The organism is Carboxydocella sp. JDF658 (genome assembly GCF_002049395.1).
In the GTDB taxonomy this organism is placed as follows: domain Bacteria; phylum Bacillota.
Window position 1 is genome coordinate 91169 of record NZ_BDLR01000032.1, and the last position, 21194, is coordinate 112362.

The following is a 21194-nucleotide window of genomic DNA, read 5'->3' on the forward strand; positions in this document are numbered from 1 at the left end:
TGGAGGTGAGTGTTGATGCAAATTCGCTTAGGAAAAATTAATCCTGAGAAAGGCTTTTTCTATTACTACCTGCCTAATTGGACTCTCTCAATGTGGAAATTATTTTACAATATTGATTTTACCCTGCAGGAGATAAGGCTCAAAATTTCAACTGCAACAGACAACTTACTCCTGGAAAAAAGTTTACATAATCCAACCGGCCTCTTTTTTTTTAATTATAAAAACTCCGAGGAACTGAAGATTGAGTATTATTATAACAATAAAAGGTTGTTATCGATAAGCTCAAAAATTGATAGTAAATTAACAGATGATAAAATTTATTTTTCGAGTGGAGGCTGGATAAGTAGAATGGTAGGTGATGGAAATTGAAGAAAGCTTTTTTTGTTTTACATGGTCATTTACCCTGGGTTTTACATTTTCACAATAAAAATTATGAAAAAACCTGGGTTTTTGAAATTACTGCGGAATGCCATTTGCGGTTAATTGAAATTTTACAATGGGTAAATAGGGGAAAAGTTTCCTACTCCGTAAGTCCACCTTTGTTATCCATGTGGCTAAGTGATTATTTTAAAAACGAATTTAACGATTATTTACTAAAGCAAATTTACATAGCTGAACAAGAATACAAGAGAAATAAAGGTACTGATTATGATAATGTTAGTGCGTTTTATCTGGAGTTCTGGCAAAACAGATATAATTTCTGGCAAAAAATTGACAGGGATATTGTTCAAGCTCTCCTGTATCTGAAACACAATGGTAGAATTGAACTCCTAACCTCTGCAGCCTCTCATCCCATCCTGCCTTTACTACCATCAAACCAGTGGATTAATCTTCAAATAAAAGCAGCAAAAGAATTATTTTCTCGGGTGTTTAGTTTTGACCCAAAGTCCTTCTGGTTACCAGAATGTGCAGTAAGCGAAGAATTATTGCCAATTTTGGAAGATAACGGGATTGAGAACATTTTTATTTCTGAACATGCTGCTAATAATCCTGCAAGTTCAATTTTCCGTAAAGGTAAAGTCAATATTTTTCTACGAGACATGGCTACGGCAGAACGGGTTTGGAGCAGAGAATGTGGATACCCCGGTCACCCTTTTTATAGGGAGTATTATCGGGACATAGGCTGGGATATGCCATTAGAACAAATTCGCGAATATCTAAGACCATGGGAATTCCACCGATTTACTGGTTTTAAGTATTTTAGTATCACAGATAAAAACAACCCAAGGAAAGAGATTTATAAATACGATAGAGCTTTGGCTATTACAAATCAACAAGCTTTAGAGTTTATAAACTTTCTAAACCAATATCCCAAAGATAATATTGTTTGTGTTTATGACGCCGAACTCTTTGGCCATTGGTGGTTTGAAGGCCCTGAATGGTTAGCTAAGATTCTATCCCTTTCAGAATCTATCGATTTTACAGCCCCGGAAGCATATCATAGTAATTTTGTTGAAAAAATTGAAGTCACAGATAAAGTCTGTTCTTGTTCCTGGGGTGAAAAAGGGTATTTTGATGTTTGGGTAAATGAAAAAAATGAGTGGATGTATCAAGATTTGATTAGTATCAGCCATATAGTAGAAAGACAAATAGACTATCTTTCCTCAGATGAGAAAGAACTTTTACTTAGACTTATATTGTTATTACAGGCAAGTGATTGGCCTTTCATGGTTTACTATAATTCCGCCAAAGATTATGCCCATTACCGTTACAATACCTACAAAAATGACATTCATTCATTACTTGAAAATAAATCTTTAACTACCGATCAAAAAGAAATCTTATCGTTTTTGCCTGGTATTAGCTTGATAAATCTTTGGCAAGGTTCTAAATTTGTAATTTCCCGTCCCACAGTATTATTATTGGCCTGGGAGTTTCCTCCTATGACTGTCGGCGGACTTGCTACTCATGTCTTTTATTTATCAAAATATTTACAGGATTTTTTGGATGTGCACGTCATCACTCGCGGAAGCAAAAATACAATAGAAAAAAATGGCAATGTCATCATTCATCGTATTGCCTTACCTTCATATGAGGGCCAGGATTTTATCAACTGGATTTTATTGCTAAACCTTGAATTCACTAAATATATTATAAACAATTTTTTATTCAATACTAGTCAGGTTATAATACACGCTCATGACTGGCTTGTAGGCTTAACTGGAATTACCCTCCAGGAAAGACAAGTAGGTCGTTTGATTGCTACTATTCATGCTACCGAACATGGCAGGCAGGGAGGTATTTATAATGAGGTTCAGGCATTAATTCATCATCAGGAAGCCTCTCTGGTAAAAAATGCTTCCGAGGTTATTGCCTGCAGTAATTACATGAAACAGGAAATTACTACCCTGTTTGGAAACGAGGCGAAAATTAATGTCATTCCAAATGGTATTGAAGTTATGACCGTAGGTTTGAATAGAGAGCAAAGGTCAGTGCCGAAAAAATTCATCCTTTTCTTCGGTCGCTTGGTCCCGGAAAAAGGAGTTCAAACCTTAATAGATGCTTTTGCACAAATTCAAGCTGAATATCCTGACTATTATCTTTTGATCGGAGGTAAAGGCTATTATGAGGAAACTCTAAAAAGTAAAGCCGGCAATTCAAAGGCCAGTGGAAAAATCATTTTCCTTGGGTTTTTAGATAATCAGACCCGTGACTTTCTATTAGACAGAGCAGATATAGTTTGTTTTCCCAGTCTCTATGAGCCTTTCGGAATAGTGGCTTTAGAAGCCATGGCTAGCGGCAAGCCAGTGATAGCAGGAAAAACAGGAGGTCTTAGCGAAATAATAGATCATGGAGTTAATGGCTTATTGTTTGTTCCAGGTAATGTTGAAGATTTAATAGCCCAGCTACGAACTTTTTTAAACAACCCTGACTTTGCCGCTCGATGTGGGGAGAATGCCAAATCTAATGTTCTTCAGAATTATAGCTGGAAAAATATTGCCTGGAAAACCTATGAAATCTATAAAAAACATTTGAGAGAGGAGAATTTTAATGAAAAAAATACTAATCCCTATTGATGGTTCAGAACATGCTCAGAAAGCCGCACTATGGGTAAAGAATTTTTTTAAGGATTTCAAAAATGTATCAGTTACTTTTTTACACGTTTCAGATTTACCCAAAGAATTAATGCCTCATAGTTATATGATGGAATCAATTATAGAACCCACTTTAATTGAAGAGATTATCAATGAAAAAAAGGAGCAAGCTTTTAAGAGTGTTGCCGGTGTTTTTGAAGATACAGAAATAAAGACAGAATATGTAAACAAGGTAGGCAATCCCGCTGAAGTTATTGCCCAGGTAGCAGCTACAGAAAATTTTGACCTGGTTGTAATTGGAAGCAGAGGGTTGGGAGAAATAAAGGGAATACTTCTGGGAAGTGTTTCAGACCGCGTAGCTCATATCTGTAAACGTCCAGTCCTAATCGTTAAGTAGGAGGAGCCTGAAATGAGCTATGCAAATATAGACCAAACTTTTACTCTTGCTTTTGAAAATTTAAAAGCTGCATTTCATAACGCAAAGAAACTCGAGACAAGACTATGGGACAAAAATATTACAGTTGACCTTGCTAACGGAAACTTTCAGCCTGAAATAGATACTGTAAGCAAAATCCTTGTCTGCCATTATCTTGGCAGTAAAAGTAGCATGCCCTGGGATGGGCAATGGTTAAGTTTCAAGGAATTGCCTGATGGTGAAATATATAATATACCCTTTCAAAAACGCACTATCTTTCCTTTACTGAAGCTAATAAATGATGAACCATCCAAATTAATTAAACTTAAAGAAAAGCTAAACGGCGAAGAAGGTACCTTTGGGGATATATCAATTATTTTAAACCCTTTCCCTGAGCTATATTTAGCATATATATACTGGCAGGGAGACGAAGAGTTCCCTGCCAATGCCAATATCCTTTTTTCCAGCAATTTTCCGTACTATCTTCCCACCGAAGATTGTGTCGTTCTGGCTAGCTCAGCAATCTGGCAGCTTAAAGGTATTTAAACCCCGGAATCATCTTTCTGGGAACGCTCCTTATTGTTGTTATCTTCATATTTAATAATCCCAAGCTTTTGTAAGATATAGGCAATTTTTAAGGCAATCCTAAGTAAGACGATGGTGATAAAAATTAAATAATATTGTCCAAGTCCAGCAGCTATTCCTAGACCTGCTGCAGCCCAAATATTTGTAGCTGTAGTTAATCCCCTGATTTCACCAAAACCCTGTTTCCATATTACCCCAGCACCTAAAAAGCCAATACCGGATACAATTTGTGCTGCTAAGCGCAGTGGGTCTGTGTTGCGACCTTGAAACTCTTCAGCCAATCCATATGCAGAAATAATAGTCAACATGGCTGAGCTAATACAAACCAGGGCATGAGTCCTGATGCCAGCCGGCTTCCCGGCTTTGGTTCGTTCATAACCAAGGATTGCTCCAGCAATCAAAGCTACTACCATTCTTAATGTAATATCAAAATATCCTAAACTCACTCTATAACCTCCTCTCTCGTTGACATTACTTTTTTAACATGCTACTATTTTGATATATTTGGGTAGGGGAGGGATAAATGGTGCTGGTGATACCGCAAAAATATAGTTTTAGCAATTTTCGACTGGAATCAGGGGCAAATTTGCCATTAGTTGATATAGTATATGAAACATATGGAACACTGTCAAGGGCCAAGGATAATGTTGTCATTGTTTGCCATGCCCTGACCGGCAGTGCCCATGCAGCCGGTTATCACTCTCCTCAGGAAAAAATGCCTGGTTGGTGGGATCCGCTAATTGGCCCTGGCAAAGTACTGGATACGAATCGCTTTTTTATAATCTGTTTGAATATCTTAGGTAGCTGTTATGGTAGTACCGGGCCCGCATCACCACATCCTGATGATGGAACACCCTATGCAATGCGGTTCCCCGTAATTACCATACGAGATATGGTCAGAGCCCATTTTCAAGTTATTAAACATCTGGGAATTGAGAAAATCAGACTGGTAATCGGCGGCTCTCTTGGCGGAATGCAAGCTTTAGAATGGGCCTTGCTCTACCCGGATATGGTAGAAAACCTGATTTGTATAGCAGCACCTGCCCGTCTTTATCCACAGGCAATTGCTTTTAATGAGGTAGGCAGACAAGCAATAATGTCAGATCCAGAGTGGAGACAGGGCAATTATTATCCCGGCAAAGGACCTGTTAATGGTCTGGCGATTGCCAGGATGCTTGGAACCATTACTTATAGAAGTGATTTATCTATGAATCTGCGTTTTGGCCGCAAATCAGCTCCATTACCACCCAATGGCTATTACAGTTTTGACCAGAAATTTGAAGTGGAGACCTATTTACATTATCACGGCCAGGCGTTGGTACAGCGTTTTGATGCTAATTCCTATCTTTATCTGACCAAAGCAATGGATTACCATGATATCTCCTTTAACCGAGGCAAATATGAAGAAATATTTGCCGACATTAAGGCTAAAACTCTTGTGATTGGAATCGATACAGACATTTTATTTCCCACTTATCAACAACAAGAGATAGTAAAAAACATGGTCAAATATTACAGGCCGGCATACTATCGCGAAATAACCAGTCCGCATGGTCATGATGCTTTTTTAATTGAATACAAGCAGTTAGGGAAAATTATAAATGAATTTATTGCTGAGGTGGCTCCATGAATATTGGCATTGATATTGATGGTGTCCTCGCAGATTCTGTTACCCAGTGGTTAAATGTCATGAACAAATATTTTGGCCAAAACAAAAAGTATGAAGAACTATATACATACAGATTTGAAAAAGTATATAATGTAACCTGGGAAGAAATGGATCGCTTTTTTCGCACTAATCAGGAAATCCTTCTGTCAAATCTGTCTCCTATACCCAACTCTGTGTCAGCTGTTAAAAAGCTCAAAATCTGGGGACACAAAATTTATTTAGTTACAGCCCGTCCCAGGCAATACCAGCATTTAACTACAAAATGGTTGAAAGAACACCAGGTAGAATACGATCAGTTAATCATGACAGATTTTCAGTGTAAGGCTGATTATTGTCAGGAGTTGCAATTAAAAGTATTCATCGATGACTCATTGGATAATGCCATGGCCATAGCCTCTAGAGGTATTAAAGTCTTTTTGTATAATGCCCCTTATAATCAAGGCCATTTTCCGGACAACCTGCAAATTCTAAGGAAAAATTCCTGGTCTGAGATTCTGACCGAAGTAAAAAAAATGCGGTGAGTTTTTACCGCATTTTTTTATTTTAGGGGTTGCAATTTTACTCGCAATATGTTGTAATATATTCATTGTAAAGAAGGGAGTGAACAACATGGCTTTGACTCAACATCGTACACCCATTTTTACAGCAGTTCAACAATATGTCAACGAAGGCACCATCCCATTTCATGTACCTGGTCATAAACAGGGTAGAGGTCTAAAAGAGTTTACCGAATATGTTGGTCCTAATGTAATGAAAATTGATTTAACGTGCTTTGAAGGCACTGATAATATATGCAATCCTCTTGATACTATTAAAGAAGCTGAAACCCTGGCGGCAGAAGCTTATGGTGCTGATTATGCCCACTTTCTTGTAAATGGCACTACCTCTGGCATCCAAGCCATGATAATGACCGTCTGCCAGCCTGGAGATAAAATTATTTTACCAAGAAATGCTCATAAATCAGCAATTGGAGGTTTAATCCTTTCCGGGGCCCAACCAATTTATGTTCAACCGGAAATCAGCAAGGAACATGGGATTGCCCTGGGTGTGACCCCGGAAAAAATCCGTGAAGCTTTGGCCCTTCATCCCGACGCAAAAGCTGTTTTTCTGGTAAACCCCACTTACTATGGTTTTACCTCTAATCTGGCCGAAATTATAGAAATTGCTCATAGTTATGATATTCCTGTTCTAGTAGATGAAGCTCATGGAGCTCATCTTCCTTTCCATCCCGAGTTGCCTCCTTCTGCCATGTCATTGGGAGCAGATATGAGTGCAGCCTCAACCCATAAAATGGCGGGTAGCTTAACCCAAAGCTCATTGTTGCTAGTACGAGAAGGGTTGATCGACAATAAACGCGTTAAAGCAGTTTTAAACTTGACTCAGACGACCAGCCCCAGCTATATTCTCCTGGCATCAATTGATGTGGCCAGAAAACAAATGGCTTTATATGGCAAACAGTTGTTGGACAAAACCCTTTTGCTGGCAAACCACTTGCGAACTGAGCTGTCCAAACTACCCGGCCTAACATTGATCGGGGAAGAAATGCTGGGCAATCCAGGTTGTTATGGCTGGGACCCTACTAAAGTCGCTGTCAATGTCCGGGCCCTTGGACTCTCAGGGTTTGAAGTAGAACATATTTTGCGCCATAAATATCGGATTCAAGTAGAACTGGCCGATTTGTACAATGTACTCTTCTTGGTCTCAGTTGGCGATACTGATGAAACCATTAATATGTTAATTGAAGCAATGACAGATCTGGTTAAGAGTAGACCAGTTCAAAAAGTAACCAAGTTTGGTTTAAATTTGCCGAAAACACCAGAATTTGTTGTCTCCCCTCAGACTGCTTTCCATAGCCCGACTTACCATGTAGAGCTGGATGAGGCAGAAGGCGAGATAGCGGCCGAAATGATCATGGCTTACCCGCCGGGTATCCCCATTATTTGCCCGGGGGAGAGAATTACTAGAGAAATAATTGAATACGTACGGCTGCTTAAAAATGAACATTGTAGTTTGCAAGGCACAGAAGACCAGTATATCAATAAAATAAAGATACTGGCTAATCGAGAACAATTTGAGCAACTGGAAACCGCAAATTCAGCAGGTTAAAAATTCAAGGCTGTCTCAGAAGAGACAGCCTAATTAATTTTATGCCGCATTTTTATTTTCAGATCTTTGCGAACCCCAGCAGGAATAAACCTGGCTTCCCTGGGCCGAGGAATCCCTGTGCGCTTGTACAACTCTGTAGAAAATTCTTCCCTGCCAAAATCAATTTTGTTTCTGAATTTATTTTTTTTATTCGGCATACTACAGCACCCCTTTCAGCATTATTTTCTGCGGGCGCTGTAGTCTTTATACTTTTCAATTAAAATGGTATTATTGTATATATATGCGATTTCAGGGATTAATGTTTCATTACCAGTCTGGCCAGGTAAATCCTGTTCAGGGTTGCGACTGAAAACTGAACCGATTCTAATTTGCTGAGGTCGAAAGGAATAGGCCATGATCGTGGCATTGGCATTACCGGTTGCACCAGCATGGACAATTCCTTTGATTGTACCAAAAACACATATATTGCCGGCAGAAACTAATTCAGCATTAGGATTTACATCCCCGATCAAAACGATGTCTCCGTTGCTTTCAACACGACATCCAGAGCGCAAAGTACCTTTAATGTATTCAACACCAGTTTCATTCTTTATATCAGTTGCTTGTGCAGCTAAAGTCCTTTGGGAGAAATTATGCCAGATAACCTGCGATTCGGATTGCGGAATCAAGCCATGATTAAGACAAATTTTTTCAATATCTTCTTTAATTCCATCATCAATCACACTACCAGATCTAGTCGCTACAGCAAAAGTAGCTCCTTTAAAAAATCCCCGAGCTTGTTGCATTTTTCGTTCGATATCTTTCAGTAATATTTTTTTATCCAGGTTTTCATCTATTAATATTACAAGACCATTTTTGGTTCCCTTGATACTGACACCTTCATACATTTTGGTTTAACCTCCTTCCTACAACAATTGACTATTCGAGCAAAATAGCCATTTTCCTGCTCAGTGTCGAAAAAATAAAGTTATTGCAGAGGAGGCACCTAAAATGAAGCAATTAATTGGTACCAGTCCGGCGATTAAAGAAATAAATCACCTAATTACTCAGATTGCGACAAAAGGTTCCACTGTTTTAATCAGAGGAGAGTCAGGTACAGGAAAGGAACTGGTAGCTAATTTGATCCATCATTTTAGTTACCGTCGCTTTAATTCTTTAGTTAAGATTAACTGTGCAGCTATACCTGAACATTTGTTGGAAGCCGAGTTATTTGGATATAGTGAAGGTGCTTTCACCGGGGCCAAAAAAGGAGGAGCTGTTGGCAAATTCGCCCAAGCCCATAAAGGTACAATCTTTCTAGATGAGATTGGTGATTTGAGTTTTTCGACTCAGGCTAAATTATTGCGGGTAATTCAGGAAAAAGAGATCATTCCCATCGGGAGCGAGAGCAGCATTAAGCTTGATGTAAGAATAATAGCAGCAACTAACGCCAATTTAGAAATAATGGTCAAGGAAGGTAAATTTCGTGATGATCTCTTTTATCGCCTGAATGTCGTAAGTATTTATATCCCTCCATTACGGGAGCGAAAAGAGGATATTCTACCACTTACAACTAGTTTCATTACTGAGTTTAATGAAAAATTTAACATATCCATAAATGGAATCGATAACAAGGTAAAACACATTTTTTTGAACTACGATTGGCCAGGTAATATCAGGGAGCTAAAGAATACACTGGAATATGCTTATAATATAGTAGATGGTAATATTATAAAAACTAAACATTTGCCCAAGTATATTTTAGCTAACACGAATACTGCCATTACCTCAAATAATTATTTCAGCCAAATTGGTCAACGATCGTTGACAGAAATCGTGGATGATTTTGAAAAGGAATTAATCCAACAAGCATTGATTAAATGTACAGGGAACAAAGCTAAAGCCGCTGAACTACTAGGTTTAAGCCGGCCTGGTCTTTATAAAAAGTTACAAAAACATGGCTTAATCTAAAGCGTTATTCAACTGTATAGAACTATTGACGCAAGGCATATCCCAATTCTAATAAGGGATATGCCTTTTTATATTGTCAGCTAATGTCACCATTGTTTACATCTTCGCCATATTATAAAAATCCAGTTTAAACTCAAACTGTTACCATTCATCTTCAAATAATGCATTTCGGGACAAAATTTTGACATTTCACTCTTTTTAGACTTTTGTGGCATGTCTTTTGCTTAATAATCAGGTGTAATAAACCAAGAGGGAGGTATTACCATTGAAAATCGTTGTATTGATGAAACAGACTTTTGACACAGAAACAAGAATCTCTCTAGATGCAAATGGTAAAATCGATAGTACTGGCGTCAATTATGTTGTTAACCCATACTGTGAGTTTGCTGTTGAGGAAGCACTAAGAATTAAAGAGCGTTTGGGTGAAGGAGAGGTAATTATCTTATCCGCTGGTCCTGATCGAGTCGAAAGTGCAATCAGACAATGCCTGGCAATGGGAGCTGACCGGGGTGTGCTGATTAATGATCCCGCCCTGGAAAATGGAGATGAGTATACTTACGCTCTTGCTTTAGCAAAGGCATTACAAACCATGGAGTATGATCTAGTACTGGCCGGATTTCAGGCTGTAGATGATGGTTCCGCTCAAGTTGGACCAAGAGTTGCACAGCTTTTAGATATACCGCAGGTTACTATTGTTACCAAGATAGAAATAGAAGATAAAAAAGCCGTAGTAACCAGAGAAATCGATGACGGTGTTGAAATCATCGAAGTACCTTTGCCAGCCCTCTTTACCGCGCAACAAGGCCTGGCTGAACCAAGGTATCCTTCCATGAAGGGAATTATGCAAGCCAAGAAAAAGCCTTTACAGGTATTGACTTTGCAAGATATCGGCGTATCCCCTGACGAAGTGGGCGCCAGTGGCGCCAGAGTAAAAGTTGAAGAATTTTCTTTGCCAGCTCCACGGCAAGCCGGAAAAATTATTGGTGGCGATCCCAGGGAAGCTGCAGTAGAACTCGTTAAATTATTAAGAACTGAAGCAAAAGTGATATAACGGGGAGGGTAAGGTAATGGCAGGAGTACTGATTTTTGCCGACCAAAAAGAAGGTAAATTTAGAAAAGTAATTTTTGAAATGCTGGGTGAAGGCCGTAAACTGGCTGACCACCTAGGTGAAGAATTACAGGCTGTTTTAATGGGGCAAAACGTTGAAGAATACGCTACCGTTTTAGGGGAAGCAGGAGCAGATAAAGTTTTTGTGATTGATGACCCTCTCTTAGCCAACTATACCACCGACGGATTTGCAAACGCCCTGGTTAAACTGATTTCAACAGAAAATCCATCTATAGTTCTGTTCCCTAATAATGCTGTTGGTAAGGATTTGGCTCCAGCGGTGGCTCAAAAATTAAATGCCGGTCAAGCTTCCGATGTAATTGCTATCGAATATGATAATGGATTACGCTTTAAGCGGCCTATTTATGCAGGCAAGGCTTTTGCCCATGTTAGTTTTACATCTAATAGAACCATGATTGTTACCATTCGGCCCAAAGCTTTTGAAGCTGCTACACCTCAGCCCGGCAAACAGCCAGCAATTGTGCGTTATGCCAGTGAGCTAGATGCCAGCAGTTTAAGGCAAATAGTTAAAGATGTAGTCAGAAAAGCATCAGGACGCGTCGAGCTCACCGAAGCAGATATTGTGGTGTCCGGTGGACGTGGTATGAAATCAGCAGAAAATTTCAAGATTCTGGAGGAACTGGCTGATGTGCTCGGTGCTGCTGTTGGTGCTTCCCGCGCTGCAGTTGATGAAGGTTGGCGCGAGCCCCAGTATCAGGTAGGGCAAACAGGTAAGGTAGTATCACCTACCCTCTATATAGCCTGCGGTATTTCCGGTGCAATTCAGCATCTGGCCGGGATGAGCAGTTCCAAATATATTGTAGCCATTAATAAAGATCCTGAAGCAGAGATTTTTAAAGTTGCCGACTATGGTATTGTAGCCGATCTTTTCGAAGTTGTGCCAGTATTAACCGAAGAATTCAAAAAAGCTCTGGCAGAATAAAAAAGAGAAAGAAGGCCAGCCGAAAGATAGGGGGTATATTTTCTGGAAAGGAGGGCGTTCTACGTGGTTCCAAGCAGACAACTTGGCATGTATCATGAACAATATATCGTTATGTGGTCCCTCTTGGTATTAACATTAATTGTCTTTGCTAAAGGAATTTACGAAAGATACAAAGTTTGGCAGGTTGGGCAGCCTGAAAAGAGATGGCAAAGTGAGCATACCAGCTGGAAACGTTTTTTATCCAATAGTTTTGGTCACTTGCGCCTATTAAGGGATAAATATCCTGGTATAATGCACTGGCTGATTTTCTGGGGATTTGTGGTTTTTGCGATCGGTACCTTATCTGTCATGTTAGAAGAAGATTTTAAAATTCCGATTTATCGTGGCTCATATTATCTTGTCTTATCCTTCTTACTGGATATCTTTGGTGCCGGTGCCATCGTTGGCTTGCTCATGGCTTTATGGAGAAGGTATGTAATTAGACCTCCAAGGTTGGACTCAAACCCAGATGATGGTGTTGCCTTACTGTTAATACTTGGTATTATTGTCACCGGTTTTATATTAGAAGGACTTCGTATCAGTTTCACTAAAGATCCCTGGGCTGGATGGACGCCAGTTGGATTCATGCTTGCAAAGTCTTTTTCTCAAATGGCTGAAACAGCCCAGAGAAATTTGCATCAAGTAATCTGGTGGATACATTTGTTACTAACCTTTGGTTTTATCGCCTATATTCCGCACTCCAAGTTGTTTCATATCATTACTGGCTCACTTAATCAGTATCTGGCTAAAGATAAAGCAGCACAGGCCCTTGTACCATTGAACCTGGAAGATGAAAATATTGAACAATTTGGCATTGCCGACATCCAGCAATTTACCTGGAAACAGTTAATGGACGGAGATGCCTGTATTCGCTGTGGCCGCTGTCAGGATAACTGTCCTGCCCATTTAACCCAAAAACCCCTTTCTCCGAAGAAATTCACTCAGGACCTAAAAAATCACCTCTATGAGAGGGTAGAAAAATTCAGACAAACTAATGAAGAGATTGGTGGACTGGCACTGGTCCCTGAGGTTATCGAAGAAGATGTAGTTTGGTCTTGCACCACTTGCCGTTCCTGTGAAGAACAGTGTCCTGTTTTTGTTGAGCATGTACCCAAAATCGTTGACTTGCGCCGAAATTTGGTAATGATGGAGAGCAATTTCCCTTCAGAAGCCCAGCTGGCCTTTAGGGGCATGGAAAATAATGGCAATCCCTGGAACATCGGCTGGAAATCCCGGGCTGATTGGGCTCAGGAATTAAGTGTTCCTCTTCTGGTTGAAGATAGTGAGGTGGAATATCTATACTGGCCAGGTTGTAGTGGTGCTTTTGATAACCGAAATAAAAAGGTTGCCATAGCAGTAGTTAAATTATTGCAAAAGGCTGGCGTATCTTTTGGTATTTTAGGGACCGAAGAAAAATGTTGCGGTGATTCAGCCCGACGTCTTGGCAATGAGTATCTCTTTCAAAACCTGGCTCAAGAAAATATTGAGACTATGAATGGTTATGGAGTAAGGAAAATCATAACTTCTTGTCCCCACTGTTATAACACGATTAAAAATGAATACCCCCATTTTGGCGGAAATTATCAAGTTTACCACCATTCAGAATTTTTGGCTCAATTGCTCAAAGAAGGAAGACTCAAACCTCAGAAAAAATTGGATTTACAATGTACCTACCATGACTCCTGCTATCTTGGGCGTTACAACGATATCTATACAGAGCCTAGAGCTATCCTTGATACTATCACCGGTCTAGCCGTATTGGAAATGGAACGTAACAGGGAAAAGGGCTTTTGTTGCGGTGCCGGCGGCGGCAGGATGTGGCTTGAAGAACATATTGGTAAAAGAATTAACTTGGAAAGAACAGAACAGGCTTTAACGACTGGAGCCAATACCATTGTAACCGCTTGTCCCTTCTGTTTAACAATGTTAGAAGATGGTACCAAAATGAAAAATGTAAATGAAACCATCAAGACAAAAGATTTAGCTGAGTTATTATGGGAAAGTTTAAATTAAATACATTGGGGGGTAGGGAAATGAAAGAAGTAGCCATTGTAAGCGCTGTACGTACTCCGATTGGCACTTTTGGAGGCAGTTTAGCCGGAATTCCGGCCGTACAGCTAGGAGCAACTGTAATAGCTGAAGCCATTAGAAGAATTAATCTCGAGTTTTCACAAGTAGATGAAGTTATTATGGGTAATGTTCTGCAAGCTGGCCTGGGTCAAAATCCTGCGCGCCAGGCAACGATTTCGGCTGGCTTACCGCTGGAAACTCCGGCAATTACCATCAACAAGGTCTGTGGCTCAGGTTTAAAAGCCGTTGCCTTAGCTGCCCAAAGCATTATGACAGGAGATAACGAAATCGTAATCGCTGGCGGCATGGAGAATATGAGCAGCGCTCCATATCTTTTGCCTAATATTAGAAATGGTGTGCGAATGGGGAACAGCCAGGTAGTAGATAGCATGATCAAAGATGGCTTGTGGTGTGCATTTACCGATGTCCATATGGGCATTACAGCCGAAAATATTGCGGCAAAGTATGGAATCACCAGAGAAGAACAGGACAACTTTGCTTTGCAAAGCCAGCAGAAAGCTGCTGCTGCCATTCAAGCCGGCAAATTCCAGGCTGAAATTGTTCCCGTTAACATCCCACAAAAAAAGGGCGAACCGATTATTTTCAGTCAAGATGAACACCCTCGTCCCAATACCACTCCGGAAGCTCTGGCTAACTTAAAACCAGCTTTCAAGAAAGATGGTACTGTGACTGCTGGTAATGCTTCTGGAATAAATGATGGAGCAGCAGCATTCGTTTTAATGTCAGCGGAAAAAGCGCAGGCATTAGGTTTCAAACCACTAGCAATGATTCGTTCCTATGCATCAGCTGGTGTAGATCCTGCTATTATGGGAATTGGTCCGGTTCCTGCCACACTTAAAGCCTTAAAGAAAGCAGGTCTAAGCATTCAGGATATTGGGCTCGCTGAAGCCAATGAAGCTTTTGCCGCTCAGGCTTTAGCAGTAATGAAGGAATTGGAATTGAATCCCAATCTTACCAATGTAAACGGGGGAGCTATTGCTTTAGGTCATCCTATAGGGGCGTCGGGGGCTAGAATACTGGTTACATTAGTATACGAATTACTGCGTCGCAATACAAAATATGGTTTAGCTACACTGTGTATTGGCGGTGGTCAAGGTATTGCCATGATTATTGAGAAGGTTTAAGCTGTAAGGAGGCGGTAAGATGGCAGCATATAAAAGCTTATCCCAGCTTACCTGGAGCATTCTGTCATCCCGCAAAACCAAATCCAATTATATACCACCATCCAGTACAAACATCGAGGAACTAACCGACGGTCAGAGAGAATCGGCCAAAAAAGCAATAGAGTGGCTAATTTCGAAAGCCCCCCATACAGTTACAGAAATAGCTGAACATTTTGAAATGTCGACTGTTTTAGTTGCTGTCCTTGTTAGTGAGCTGATAAAAGCTGGAAGAATCCGGGTGCAAGCAGCTAATCCTGAATTGTTGGAGCTTAATGAAAACAACTAGGAGGTGAGTGAATTGGCAGAAACAGTAATAGTTAGTGCAGCCCGAACCCCTTTTGGTAAGCTTGGTGGCGGGCTTGCCCCCCTGTCTGCTACAGACTTGGGTGGAATTGCCATTGCTGAGGCAATAAAACGGGCTGGTATCCCAGCCGATCATATTGATAATGTAATCATGGGCATGGTTTTACAGGGGGGAGCTGGTCAAATCCCCAGTAGACAGGCAACGAACAAAGCTGGATTACCCTGGGAAACCCCATCAGAAACTATCAATAAAGTCTGTGCCAGTGGTTTAAGGGCTGTTACTATGGCAGATCAACAAATTCGCAGCGGTGACGCCAGCATTATCGTTGCTGGTGGCATGGAAAGTATGTCCAATGCCCCCTATTTCCTTAAAAAAGCCCGCTGGGGTTATCGCATGGGTCATGATGAATTAATAGATCTAATGGTACATGATGGTTTATGGTGTGCTTTCCATAACCGGCATATGGCAGTACACGGAAGTGTTGTAGCTGCAGAATATGGTATCAGCCGGGCTGAACAGGATGAATGGGCGCTTCGAAGTCATAATCTGGCAATTAAAGCTATTGATTCCGGGATAATGGCACAAGAGATTATTCCCGTTACTATTCCGCAAAAAAAAGGTGATCCCAAAGTAATAATTACAGATGAAGGGCCAAGGCGAGATACCTCTCTTGAACAACTGGCAAAATTACCGCCCGTTTTTGACAAAAACGGTACTGTTACAGCCGGCAATGCTCCAGGTGTTAATGATGGTGCTGGAGCTATGGTGTTGATGAGTTCCGACAAAGCCAAAGAACTGGGTGTTCAACCTCTGGCTAAAATAATCGGGCACGCTTTTGTTGCTCTAGAAGCCCAGTACATTGCCACTGCCCCGGGACACGCTGTTAATAAATTACTGCAAAAAAATAATCTTAAAATATCTGATATAAACCTATTGGAAATCAATGAAGCATTTGCGGCAGTTCCCTTGGTTAGCCAGAAAATTGCAAACTGGAATCCTGAATTAGTTAATGTAAACGGAGGAGCAGTAGCCTTAGGTCATCCCATAGGCGCCTCCGGAGCAAGGATAATTATGACTCTAATTTATGAACTGAGACGGCGTGGTGGCGGCTACGGTATTGCCGCTATCTGTTCCGGTGCTGCTCAAGGTGATGCTGTTTTAATAAAAGTAGATTAATTAATTGATTGGGGGTAGAGGGACATGGAGATTAAAAAGGTAATGGTTGTTGGAGCCGGACAGATGGGCAGCGGAATAGCTCAGGTAGCTGCTCAGGCAGGCTACCAGGTAATTTTGAATGATATTAAACCGGAATTTGTTGAAAGAGGCCTTTCTGTAATTACAAAAAACTTAGCCAGAAATGTGGAAAAAGGTAAAATTACTGAAGATGAGAAAAATGAAATCCTTGGTAGACTAACCAGATCCATTTCCTTAGAAGACGCTCATGACGTAGATATTGTGATTGAAGCTGCAGTAGAAAAAATGGAAATTAAAGCTGATATTTTCCGTAAACTGGACGAAATTACACCAGCCCATGCTATTTTGGCAACCAACACCTCTTCATTACCAATTACTGAAATCGCTGCCTGCACAAGACGACCGGAGAAGGTTATAGGCATGCACTTTATGAATCCGGTTCCTGTAATGAAGCTGGTGGAAATCATTAAAGGTTTGGCGACCGACCAGGAAGTCTATAAAATTGTGGAAAACATGAGTATTAAAATGGGAAAAGTTCCTGTGGAAGTTAATGATTCACCGGGTTTTGTTTCTAACCGGGTCTTGTTGCCAATGATCAATGAAGCAATTTACTGTGTGTACGAAGGAGTAGCTACTCCGGAAGCTGTCGACCAGGTGATGAAACTTGGTATGAATCATCCCATGGGACCCCTGGCTCTGGCAGATTTAATCGGTTTAGATACCTGCTTATCCATTATGGAAGTTCTTTATGAAGGCTTTAAAGATTCCAAATATCGCCCCTGTCCCTTGCTGCGGAAAATGGTTAAAGCCGGTTGGCTGGGCCGTAAAACAGGCAAAGGTTTCTATGATTATTCCAACTAATGTAGTAGGGGTGGTAAAAGATGCAATTCAATAATTTACTGGTTCAAAAAGAAAATAATCTGGCTATTCTAACCATTAATCGCCCTGCTGCTTTAAATGCCCTTAATGCGGACACCCTCCATGAGCTGGGGCAAGCAATTCAAATGTTAACTGAAGACCAGGAAGTTAAAGTCATTATCTTGACCGGGGCAGGAGAAAAGGCTTTTGTAGCAGGCGCTGATATTGCTTTTATGCAGCAACTGGACCCCATTGCGGCAAGGCAGTTTGCCTTAACCGGCCAAATGGTATTTAATCAGATTGAATCCTGTCCTAAACCTGTGATTGCTGCTATTAATGGTTACGCCTTAGGAGGCGGCTGTGAGCTGGCAATGGCCTGTGATATCAGAATAGCCAGTGAAAAAGCCAAATTTGGCCAACCGGAAGTCAATCTGGGAGTCATTCCTGGTTTTGCTGGCACCCAGCGTTTGGCTCGGTTGGTTGGTAAAGGTAAAGCTAAAGAACTGATCTTTACAGGGGATATGATCGATGCCCAGGAGGCTTATCAGATTGGCTTAATTAATCAAATCGTCCCTCATGATCAGCTAATGGACCAAACAAAAAAAATGGGACTAAAAATTGCTAACAAAGCTCTAGTAGCGGTTCAACTGGCAAAAAGGGCTATCAATGAAGGTTTGGAAATGCCTTTAGAACAGGCAAACTATCATGAAGCTAATTACTTTGGCTTGTGCTTTGCAACAAATGATCAAAAAGAAGGGATGGCCGCCTTTTTGGCAAAAAGACCACCACAGTTTCAAGGCAAATAAATCACGTGGGGAGTAGGGGATTCATATGAATTTTGATCTCACGGAAGAACAACTATTGCTAAAAAGAATGGTCAGAGAATTCGCTGAAAACGAACTCGCACCCAAAGCCGCATACTGGGATGAAACCGGAACCTTCCCCCGGGAAAATCTCAAAAAAATGGCTGAACTTGATTTAATGGGCATGCCTTTTCCCGAAACGGTAGGCGGAGCGGGAATGTCCGTACTGGATTATGTCCTAGTATTAGAAGAAATCGCTAGAGTTTGCCCAACAACAGCAGTAATACTAGCCGTTCACACTTCAGTAGGGACTATGCCGATTTACCTTTTCGGTAATCAACAGCAGAAGGAAAAATATTTAACAAAACTTTGCCGTGGCGAATACCTGGGAGCTTTTGCCCTCACCGAACCAACTGCCGGCTCTGATGCCACCAAAATCAAATGTTCTGCTGAAGACAAAGGGGATCACTACATTGTAAATGGTACCAAGATTTTCATTACTAATGCCGGTGAAGCCGATGTTTACTGCACTTTTGTTGTTACAGACAAAACCAAGGGCCATCATGGTATTAGTTGTTTACTTATAGAAAAAAATACTCCTGGTTTTAAAGTAGGAAAGATCGAAAAGAAAATGGGTCTTAATGGTTCCAAAACCGGTGAGTTGATATTTGAAAATGCTATAGTTCCAAAAGAAAATTTACTGGGCCAAGAAGGTGAAGGGTTCAAGATCGCCATGTCTCTTTTAGATGGTGGCAGAATTGGGATCGGAGCCCAGGGAATAGGGATTGCCCAGGGAGCATATGATTATGCTTTAGCTTACACAAAAGAACGCAAACAATTTGGCCAACCCATCAGTAATTTTCAAGCTATTCAATTTAAGCTGGCTGATATGGCAACCAGAATTGATGCTGCCCGACTTCTAGTTTATCAGGCTGCCTATTTGCGGGATCAAAAACTGCCTCATAGCAAACAGGCCAGTATGGCCAAAATGTATGGAACCGATACTGCAATGTGGGTAGCAACAGAAGCAGTACAAATTCTTGGTGGCTACGGGTATATCAGGGAATACCCGGTAGAGCGGTATTTCCGTGATGCCAAAATTACGCAAATCTATGAGGGTACAAACCAGATCCAGCGTCTGGTAATTGCGAAAAATATATTAAAGTAACAAGGGGGTAGAGGATTTTGATTTTCAAGCTCACAGAAGAACAGGAAATGTTACGCAATATGGTCCGGGATTTTGCAGAAAAGGAATGTGGACCTACTGCAGCCGAAAGGGATGAAAAAGAAACTTTTGATCGGTCTATTTTTGATAAAATGGCCGAACTGGGACTTACCGGGATTGTGTTCCCCGAAGAATATGGTGGTGCTGGTGCTGATTATATAAGTTATGCTATCGCCGTCGAGGAACTTTCCCGGGTAGACGCTTCAGTTGGTGTCACTCTGTCCGCCCATACTTCCTTAGGCTCCAACCCCATTTACAAATTTGGGACTGAAGAACAGAAACAAAAATACCTGGTACCCTTAGCCGAGGGCAAGAAAATGGGCGCTTTTGGTTTAACTGAACCCTTCGCTGGTTCTGATGCTGGAGGTACCAGAACTACCGCCGTACTTGATGGTGATGAATGGGTTCTGAATGGTACGAAAATCTTTATTACCAATGGCGGAGAAGCTGAAATATATGTTGTCTTTGCCATGACCGATAAAGAAGCTAAACCCAAACACAAAGGCATAAGTGCTTTTATCGTGGAAAAAGGCACACCTGGTTTCACTTTCGGTAAAAAAGAACACAAACTGGGTATTCGTTCATCACCGACCATGGAGCTGGTTTTTGACAACTGTCGTATCCCAAAAGAAAATCTTCTGGGACAACTGGGTGAAGGGTTTAAAATAGCCATGGTAACCCTGGATTATGGAAGAATTGGTATTGCTGCTCAGGCTTTAGGCATTGCCCAGGGTGCATATGAAGCAGCCTTAAATTATGCTAAAGAAAGAAAACAATTCGGTCAGCCTATTGCCAATTTCCAGGCAATTCAATTTATGTTAGCAGATATGGCTACTGAAATTGAGGCTGCCAGATTATTAGTTTACCGTGCTGCATATCTGGCCAGTCAGGGGGTAAGAATCAGCAAAGAGGCTGCCATGGCCAAAATGTATGCCTCAGATGTAGCAATGAAAGTAACAACCAATGCTGTACAAATCTTTGGCGGTTATGGCTATACCCGTGAATTCCCGGTAGAACGCATGATGCGGGATGCTAAAATAACCCAGATCTATGAAGGTACAAATGAAATTCAACGGGTAGTTATTAGTGCTAATATTTTAAAGGAATAGGGTTGGAGGTTTGCCTTCAACCCCTTTTCCCATTGAAAGGAGATTGTACCCTTGTGTGCAATCAGCGCGGAATAATCTGGACCATTACCGGAGACGGCAAAGGCAAAACTACAGCTGCTTTAGGTCAGGCTCTCAGAGCACTAGGGCATAACCAAGCGGTTGCAATTATTCAATTTCTTAAGGGTAGTAATATCTATGGTGAATACAGGTTTCTTCAGCAATTAGCAAATAAGCAGCTACTGATAAAACAGGTTGGTTTGCCGACCTTTGTGCGCAAAAACATTGCTGACCAGATCGATCAAGATTTGGTACTCCGGGGTTGGTTCCTGGCCCGGTCTCTGATTGAAACATCCTATAATCTGGTCATTCTCGATGAGATTAATGTCGCCCTTGATTATGGTCTTTTAGCGATAGAAGACGTTATAAAAACCTTAACTACTAGACCTGCCACCGTTAGCATTATTCTTACGGGTAGAAATGCACCCCAGGAAATTCTGGCAATTAGTGATACAGTGAGTATTATAACCAATGGAAAACACCACTATGAACAGGGGCTTATGGCCCAGGCGGGAATTGAATTCTAGCCCAGTTAGGCGG

Annotated in this window: 21 protein-coding genes; 19 read left to right on the forward strand and 2 right to left on the reverse strand. The window is 41.0% G+C overall.

The features are described 5' to 3' along the window. Positions 1-15 precede the first annotated feature (15 nt). Genes JDF658_RS06520 through JDF658_RS06535 form a run of 4 tightly spaced genes read left to right on the forward strand, consistent with a single transcriptional unit; the run spans position 16 to position 3996 of the window. Positions 16-369, forward strand: coding sequence for a hypothetical protein (locus JDF658_RS06520; protein WP_078664438.1), 354 nt, complete (start codon positions 16-18; stop codon positions 367-369). Beyond that, complete coding sequence (locus tag JDF658_RS06525; RefSeq protein ID WP_078664439.1) at positions 366-3017, forward strand: 1,4-alpha-glucan branching protein domain-containing protein; 2652 nt, start codon at positions 366-368, stop codon at positions 3015-3017. The genes JDF658_RS06520 and JDF658_RS06525 overlap by 4 nt, the downstream gene beginning before the upstream one ends. Further along, positions 2992-3432: a universal stress protein gene (locus tag JDF658_RS06530; protein WP_078664440.1), complete on the forward strand. Its 441-nt coding sequence runs from the start codon at positions 2992-2994 to the stop codon at positions 3430-3432. The genes JDF658_RS06525 and JDF658_RS06530 overlap by 26 nt, the downstream gene beginning before the upstream one ends. Before the next feature lie 12 nt (positions 3433-3444). Continuing rightward, positions 3445-3996 carry a DUF3786 domain-containing protein gene (locus tag JDF658_RS06535; RefSeq protein WP_079906882.1) on the forward strand — a complete coding sequence of 184 codons (552 nt, stop codon included), beginning with the start codon at positions 3445-3447 and terminating at the stop codon, positions 3994-3996. Here the strand turns inward: JDF658_RS06535 and JDF658_RS06540 are convergent. Beyond that, complete coding sequence (locus JDF658_RS06540) at positions 3993-4481, reverse strand: MgtC/SapB family protein (RefSeq protein WP_200803451.1); 489 nt, start codon at positions 4479-4481, stop codon at positions 3993-3995. The genes JDF658_RS06535 and JDF658_RS06540 overlap by 4 nt on opposite strands. 77 nt (positions 4482-4558) lie before the next feature. Here JDF658_RS06540 and JDF658_RS06545 point away from each other — a divergent pair, with 77 nt between their 5' ends. The 3 genes from JDF658_RS06545 to JDF658_RS06555 all read left to right on the forward strand — a co-directional run bounded on the left by JDF658_RS06545 (position 4559) and on the right by JDF658_RS06555 (position 7810). Further along, positions 4559-5665: a homoserine O-acetyltransferase gene (locus JDF658_RS06545; protein ID WP_078664442.1), complete on the forward strand. Its 1107-nt coding sequence runs from the start codon at positions 4559-4561 to the stop codon at positions 5663-5665. Beyond that, on the forward strand, positions 5662-6225 hold the full coding sequence (locus JDF658_RS06550) for a hypothetical protein (protein ID WP_078664443.1): 564 nt from the start codon (positions 5662-5664) through the stop codon (positions 6223-6225). The genes JDF658_RS06545 and JDF658_RS06550 overlap by 4 nt, the downstream gene beginning before the upstream one ends. Positions 6226-6313: 88 nt before the next feature. Beyond that, positions 6314-7810: an aminotransferase class I/II-fold pyridoxal phosphate-dependent enzyme gene (locus JDF658_RS06555; RefSeq protein ID WP_078664444.1), complete on the forward strand. Its 1497-nt coding sequence runs from the start codon at positions 6314-6316 to the stop codon at positions 7808-7810. A 218-nt stretch (positions 7811-8028) separates the two neighbouring features. Here JDF658_RS06555 and minC read toward each other — a convergent pair whose 3' ends face one another. Beyond that, positions 8029-8697 (reverse strand): septum site-determining protein MinC, encoded by a 669-nt coding sequence (minC, locus tag JDF658_RS06560; RefSeq protein WP_078664445.1) that lies wholly within the window; start codon positions 8695-8697, stop codon positions 8029-8031. Between the two features lie 103 nt (positions 8698-8800). Here minC and JDF658_RS06565 point away from each other — a divergent pair, with 103 nt between their 5' ends. From JDF658_RS06565 to JDF658_RS06620, 12 genes are all read left to right on the forward strand, one after another. Further along, positions 8801-9760, forward strand: a complete 960-nt coding sequence (locus tag JDF658_RS06565; protein WP_079906884.1) for a sigma-54-dependent Fis family transcriptional regulator — start codon at positions 8801-8803, stop codon at positions 9758-9760. 265 nt (positions 9761-10025) lie between these two features. Beyond that, positions 10026-10811 (forward strand): electron transfer flavoprotein subunit beta/FixA family protein, encoded by a 786-nt coding sequence (locus JDF658_RS06570; RefSeq protein WP_078664447.1) that lies wholly within the window; start codon positions 10026-10028, stop codon positions 10809-10811. Positions 10812-10827: 16 nt separating this feature from the next. Further along, positions 10828-11811: an electron transfer flavoprotein subunit alpha/FixB family protein gene (locus JDF658_RS06575; RefSeq protein ID WP_078664448.1), complete on the forward strand. Its 984-nt coding sequence runs from the start codon at positions 10828-10830 to the stop codon at positions 11809-11811. 87 nt (positions 11812-11898) lie between these two features. Further along, complete coding sequence (locus JDF658_RS06580) at positions 11899-13863, forward strand: heterodisulfide reductase-related iron-sulfur binding cluster (RefSeq protein WP_079906886.1); 1965 nt, start codon at positions 11899-11901, stop codon at positions 13861-13863. A gap of 20 nt (positions 13864-13883) precedes the next feature. After that, entirely contained in the window at positions 13884-15065 is a 1182-nt protein-coding gene (locus tag JDF658_RS06585; RefSeq protein ID WP_079906888.1) for an acetyl-CoA C-acetyltransferase, read from the forward strand. 19 nt (positions 15066-15084) lie between these two features. Next, positions 15085-15390: a DUF742 domain-containing protein gene (locus JDF658_RS06590; RefSeq protein WP_078664451.1), complete on the forward strand. Its 306-nt coding sequence runs from the start codon at positions 15085-15087 to the stop codon at positions 15388-15390. 12 nt (positions 15391-15402) lie between these two features. Next, entirely contained in the window at positions 15403-16584 is a 1182-nt protein-coding gene (locus JDF658_RS06595) for an acetyl-CoA C-acetyltransferase (protein ID WP_079906889.1), read from the forward strand. Between the two features lie 24 nt (positions 16585-16608). Further along, positions 16609-17463 carry a 3-hydroxybutyryl-CoA dehydrogenase gene (locus tag JDF658_RS06600; RefSeq protein ID WP_078664453.1) on the forward strand — a complete coding sequence of 285 codons (855 nt, stop codon included), beginning with the start codon at positions 16609-16611 and terminating at the stop codon, positions 17461-17463. A 20-nt stretch (positions 17464-17483) separates the two neighbouring features. After that, positions 17484-18266: a short-chain-enoyl-CoA hydratase gene (locus tag JDF658_RS06605; protein WP_079906891.1), complete on the forward strand. Its 783-nt coding sequence runs from the start codon at positions 17484-17486 to the stop codon at positions 18264-18266. 25 nt (positions 18267-18291) lie between these two features. Beyond that, on the forward strand, positions 18292-19431 hold the full coding sequence (locus JDF658_RS06610; RefSeq protein ID WP_079906892.1) for an acyl-CoA dehydrogenase: 1140 nt from the start codon (positions 18292-18294) through the stop codon (positions 19429-19431). 17 nt (positions 19432-19448) lie between these two features. Beyond that, the gene (locus tag JDF658_RS06615; protein ID WP_078664456.1) at positions 19449-20597 is read left to right on the forward strand and encodes an acyl-CoA dehydrogenase; all 1149 of its coding nucleotides are present in this window, start codon (positions 19449-19451) and stop codon (positions 20595-20597) included. Between the two features lie 53 nt (positions 20598-20650). Next, a complete protein-coding gene (locus JDF658_RS06620; protein WP_159446582.1) occupies positions 20651-21181 on the forward strand; it encodes a cob(I)yrinic acid a,c-diamide adenosyltransferase in 531 nt (176 codons plus the stop codon). The last annotated feature ends 13 nt before the right edge of the window (positions 21182-21194 follow it).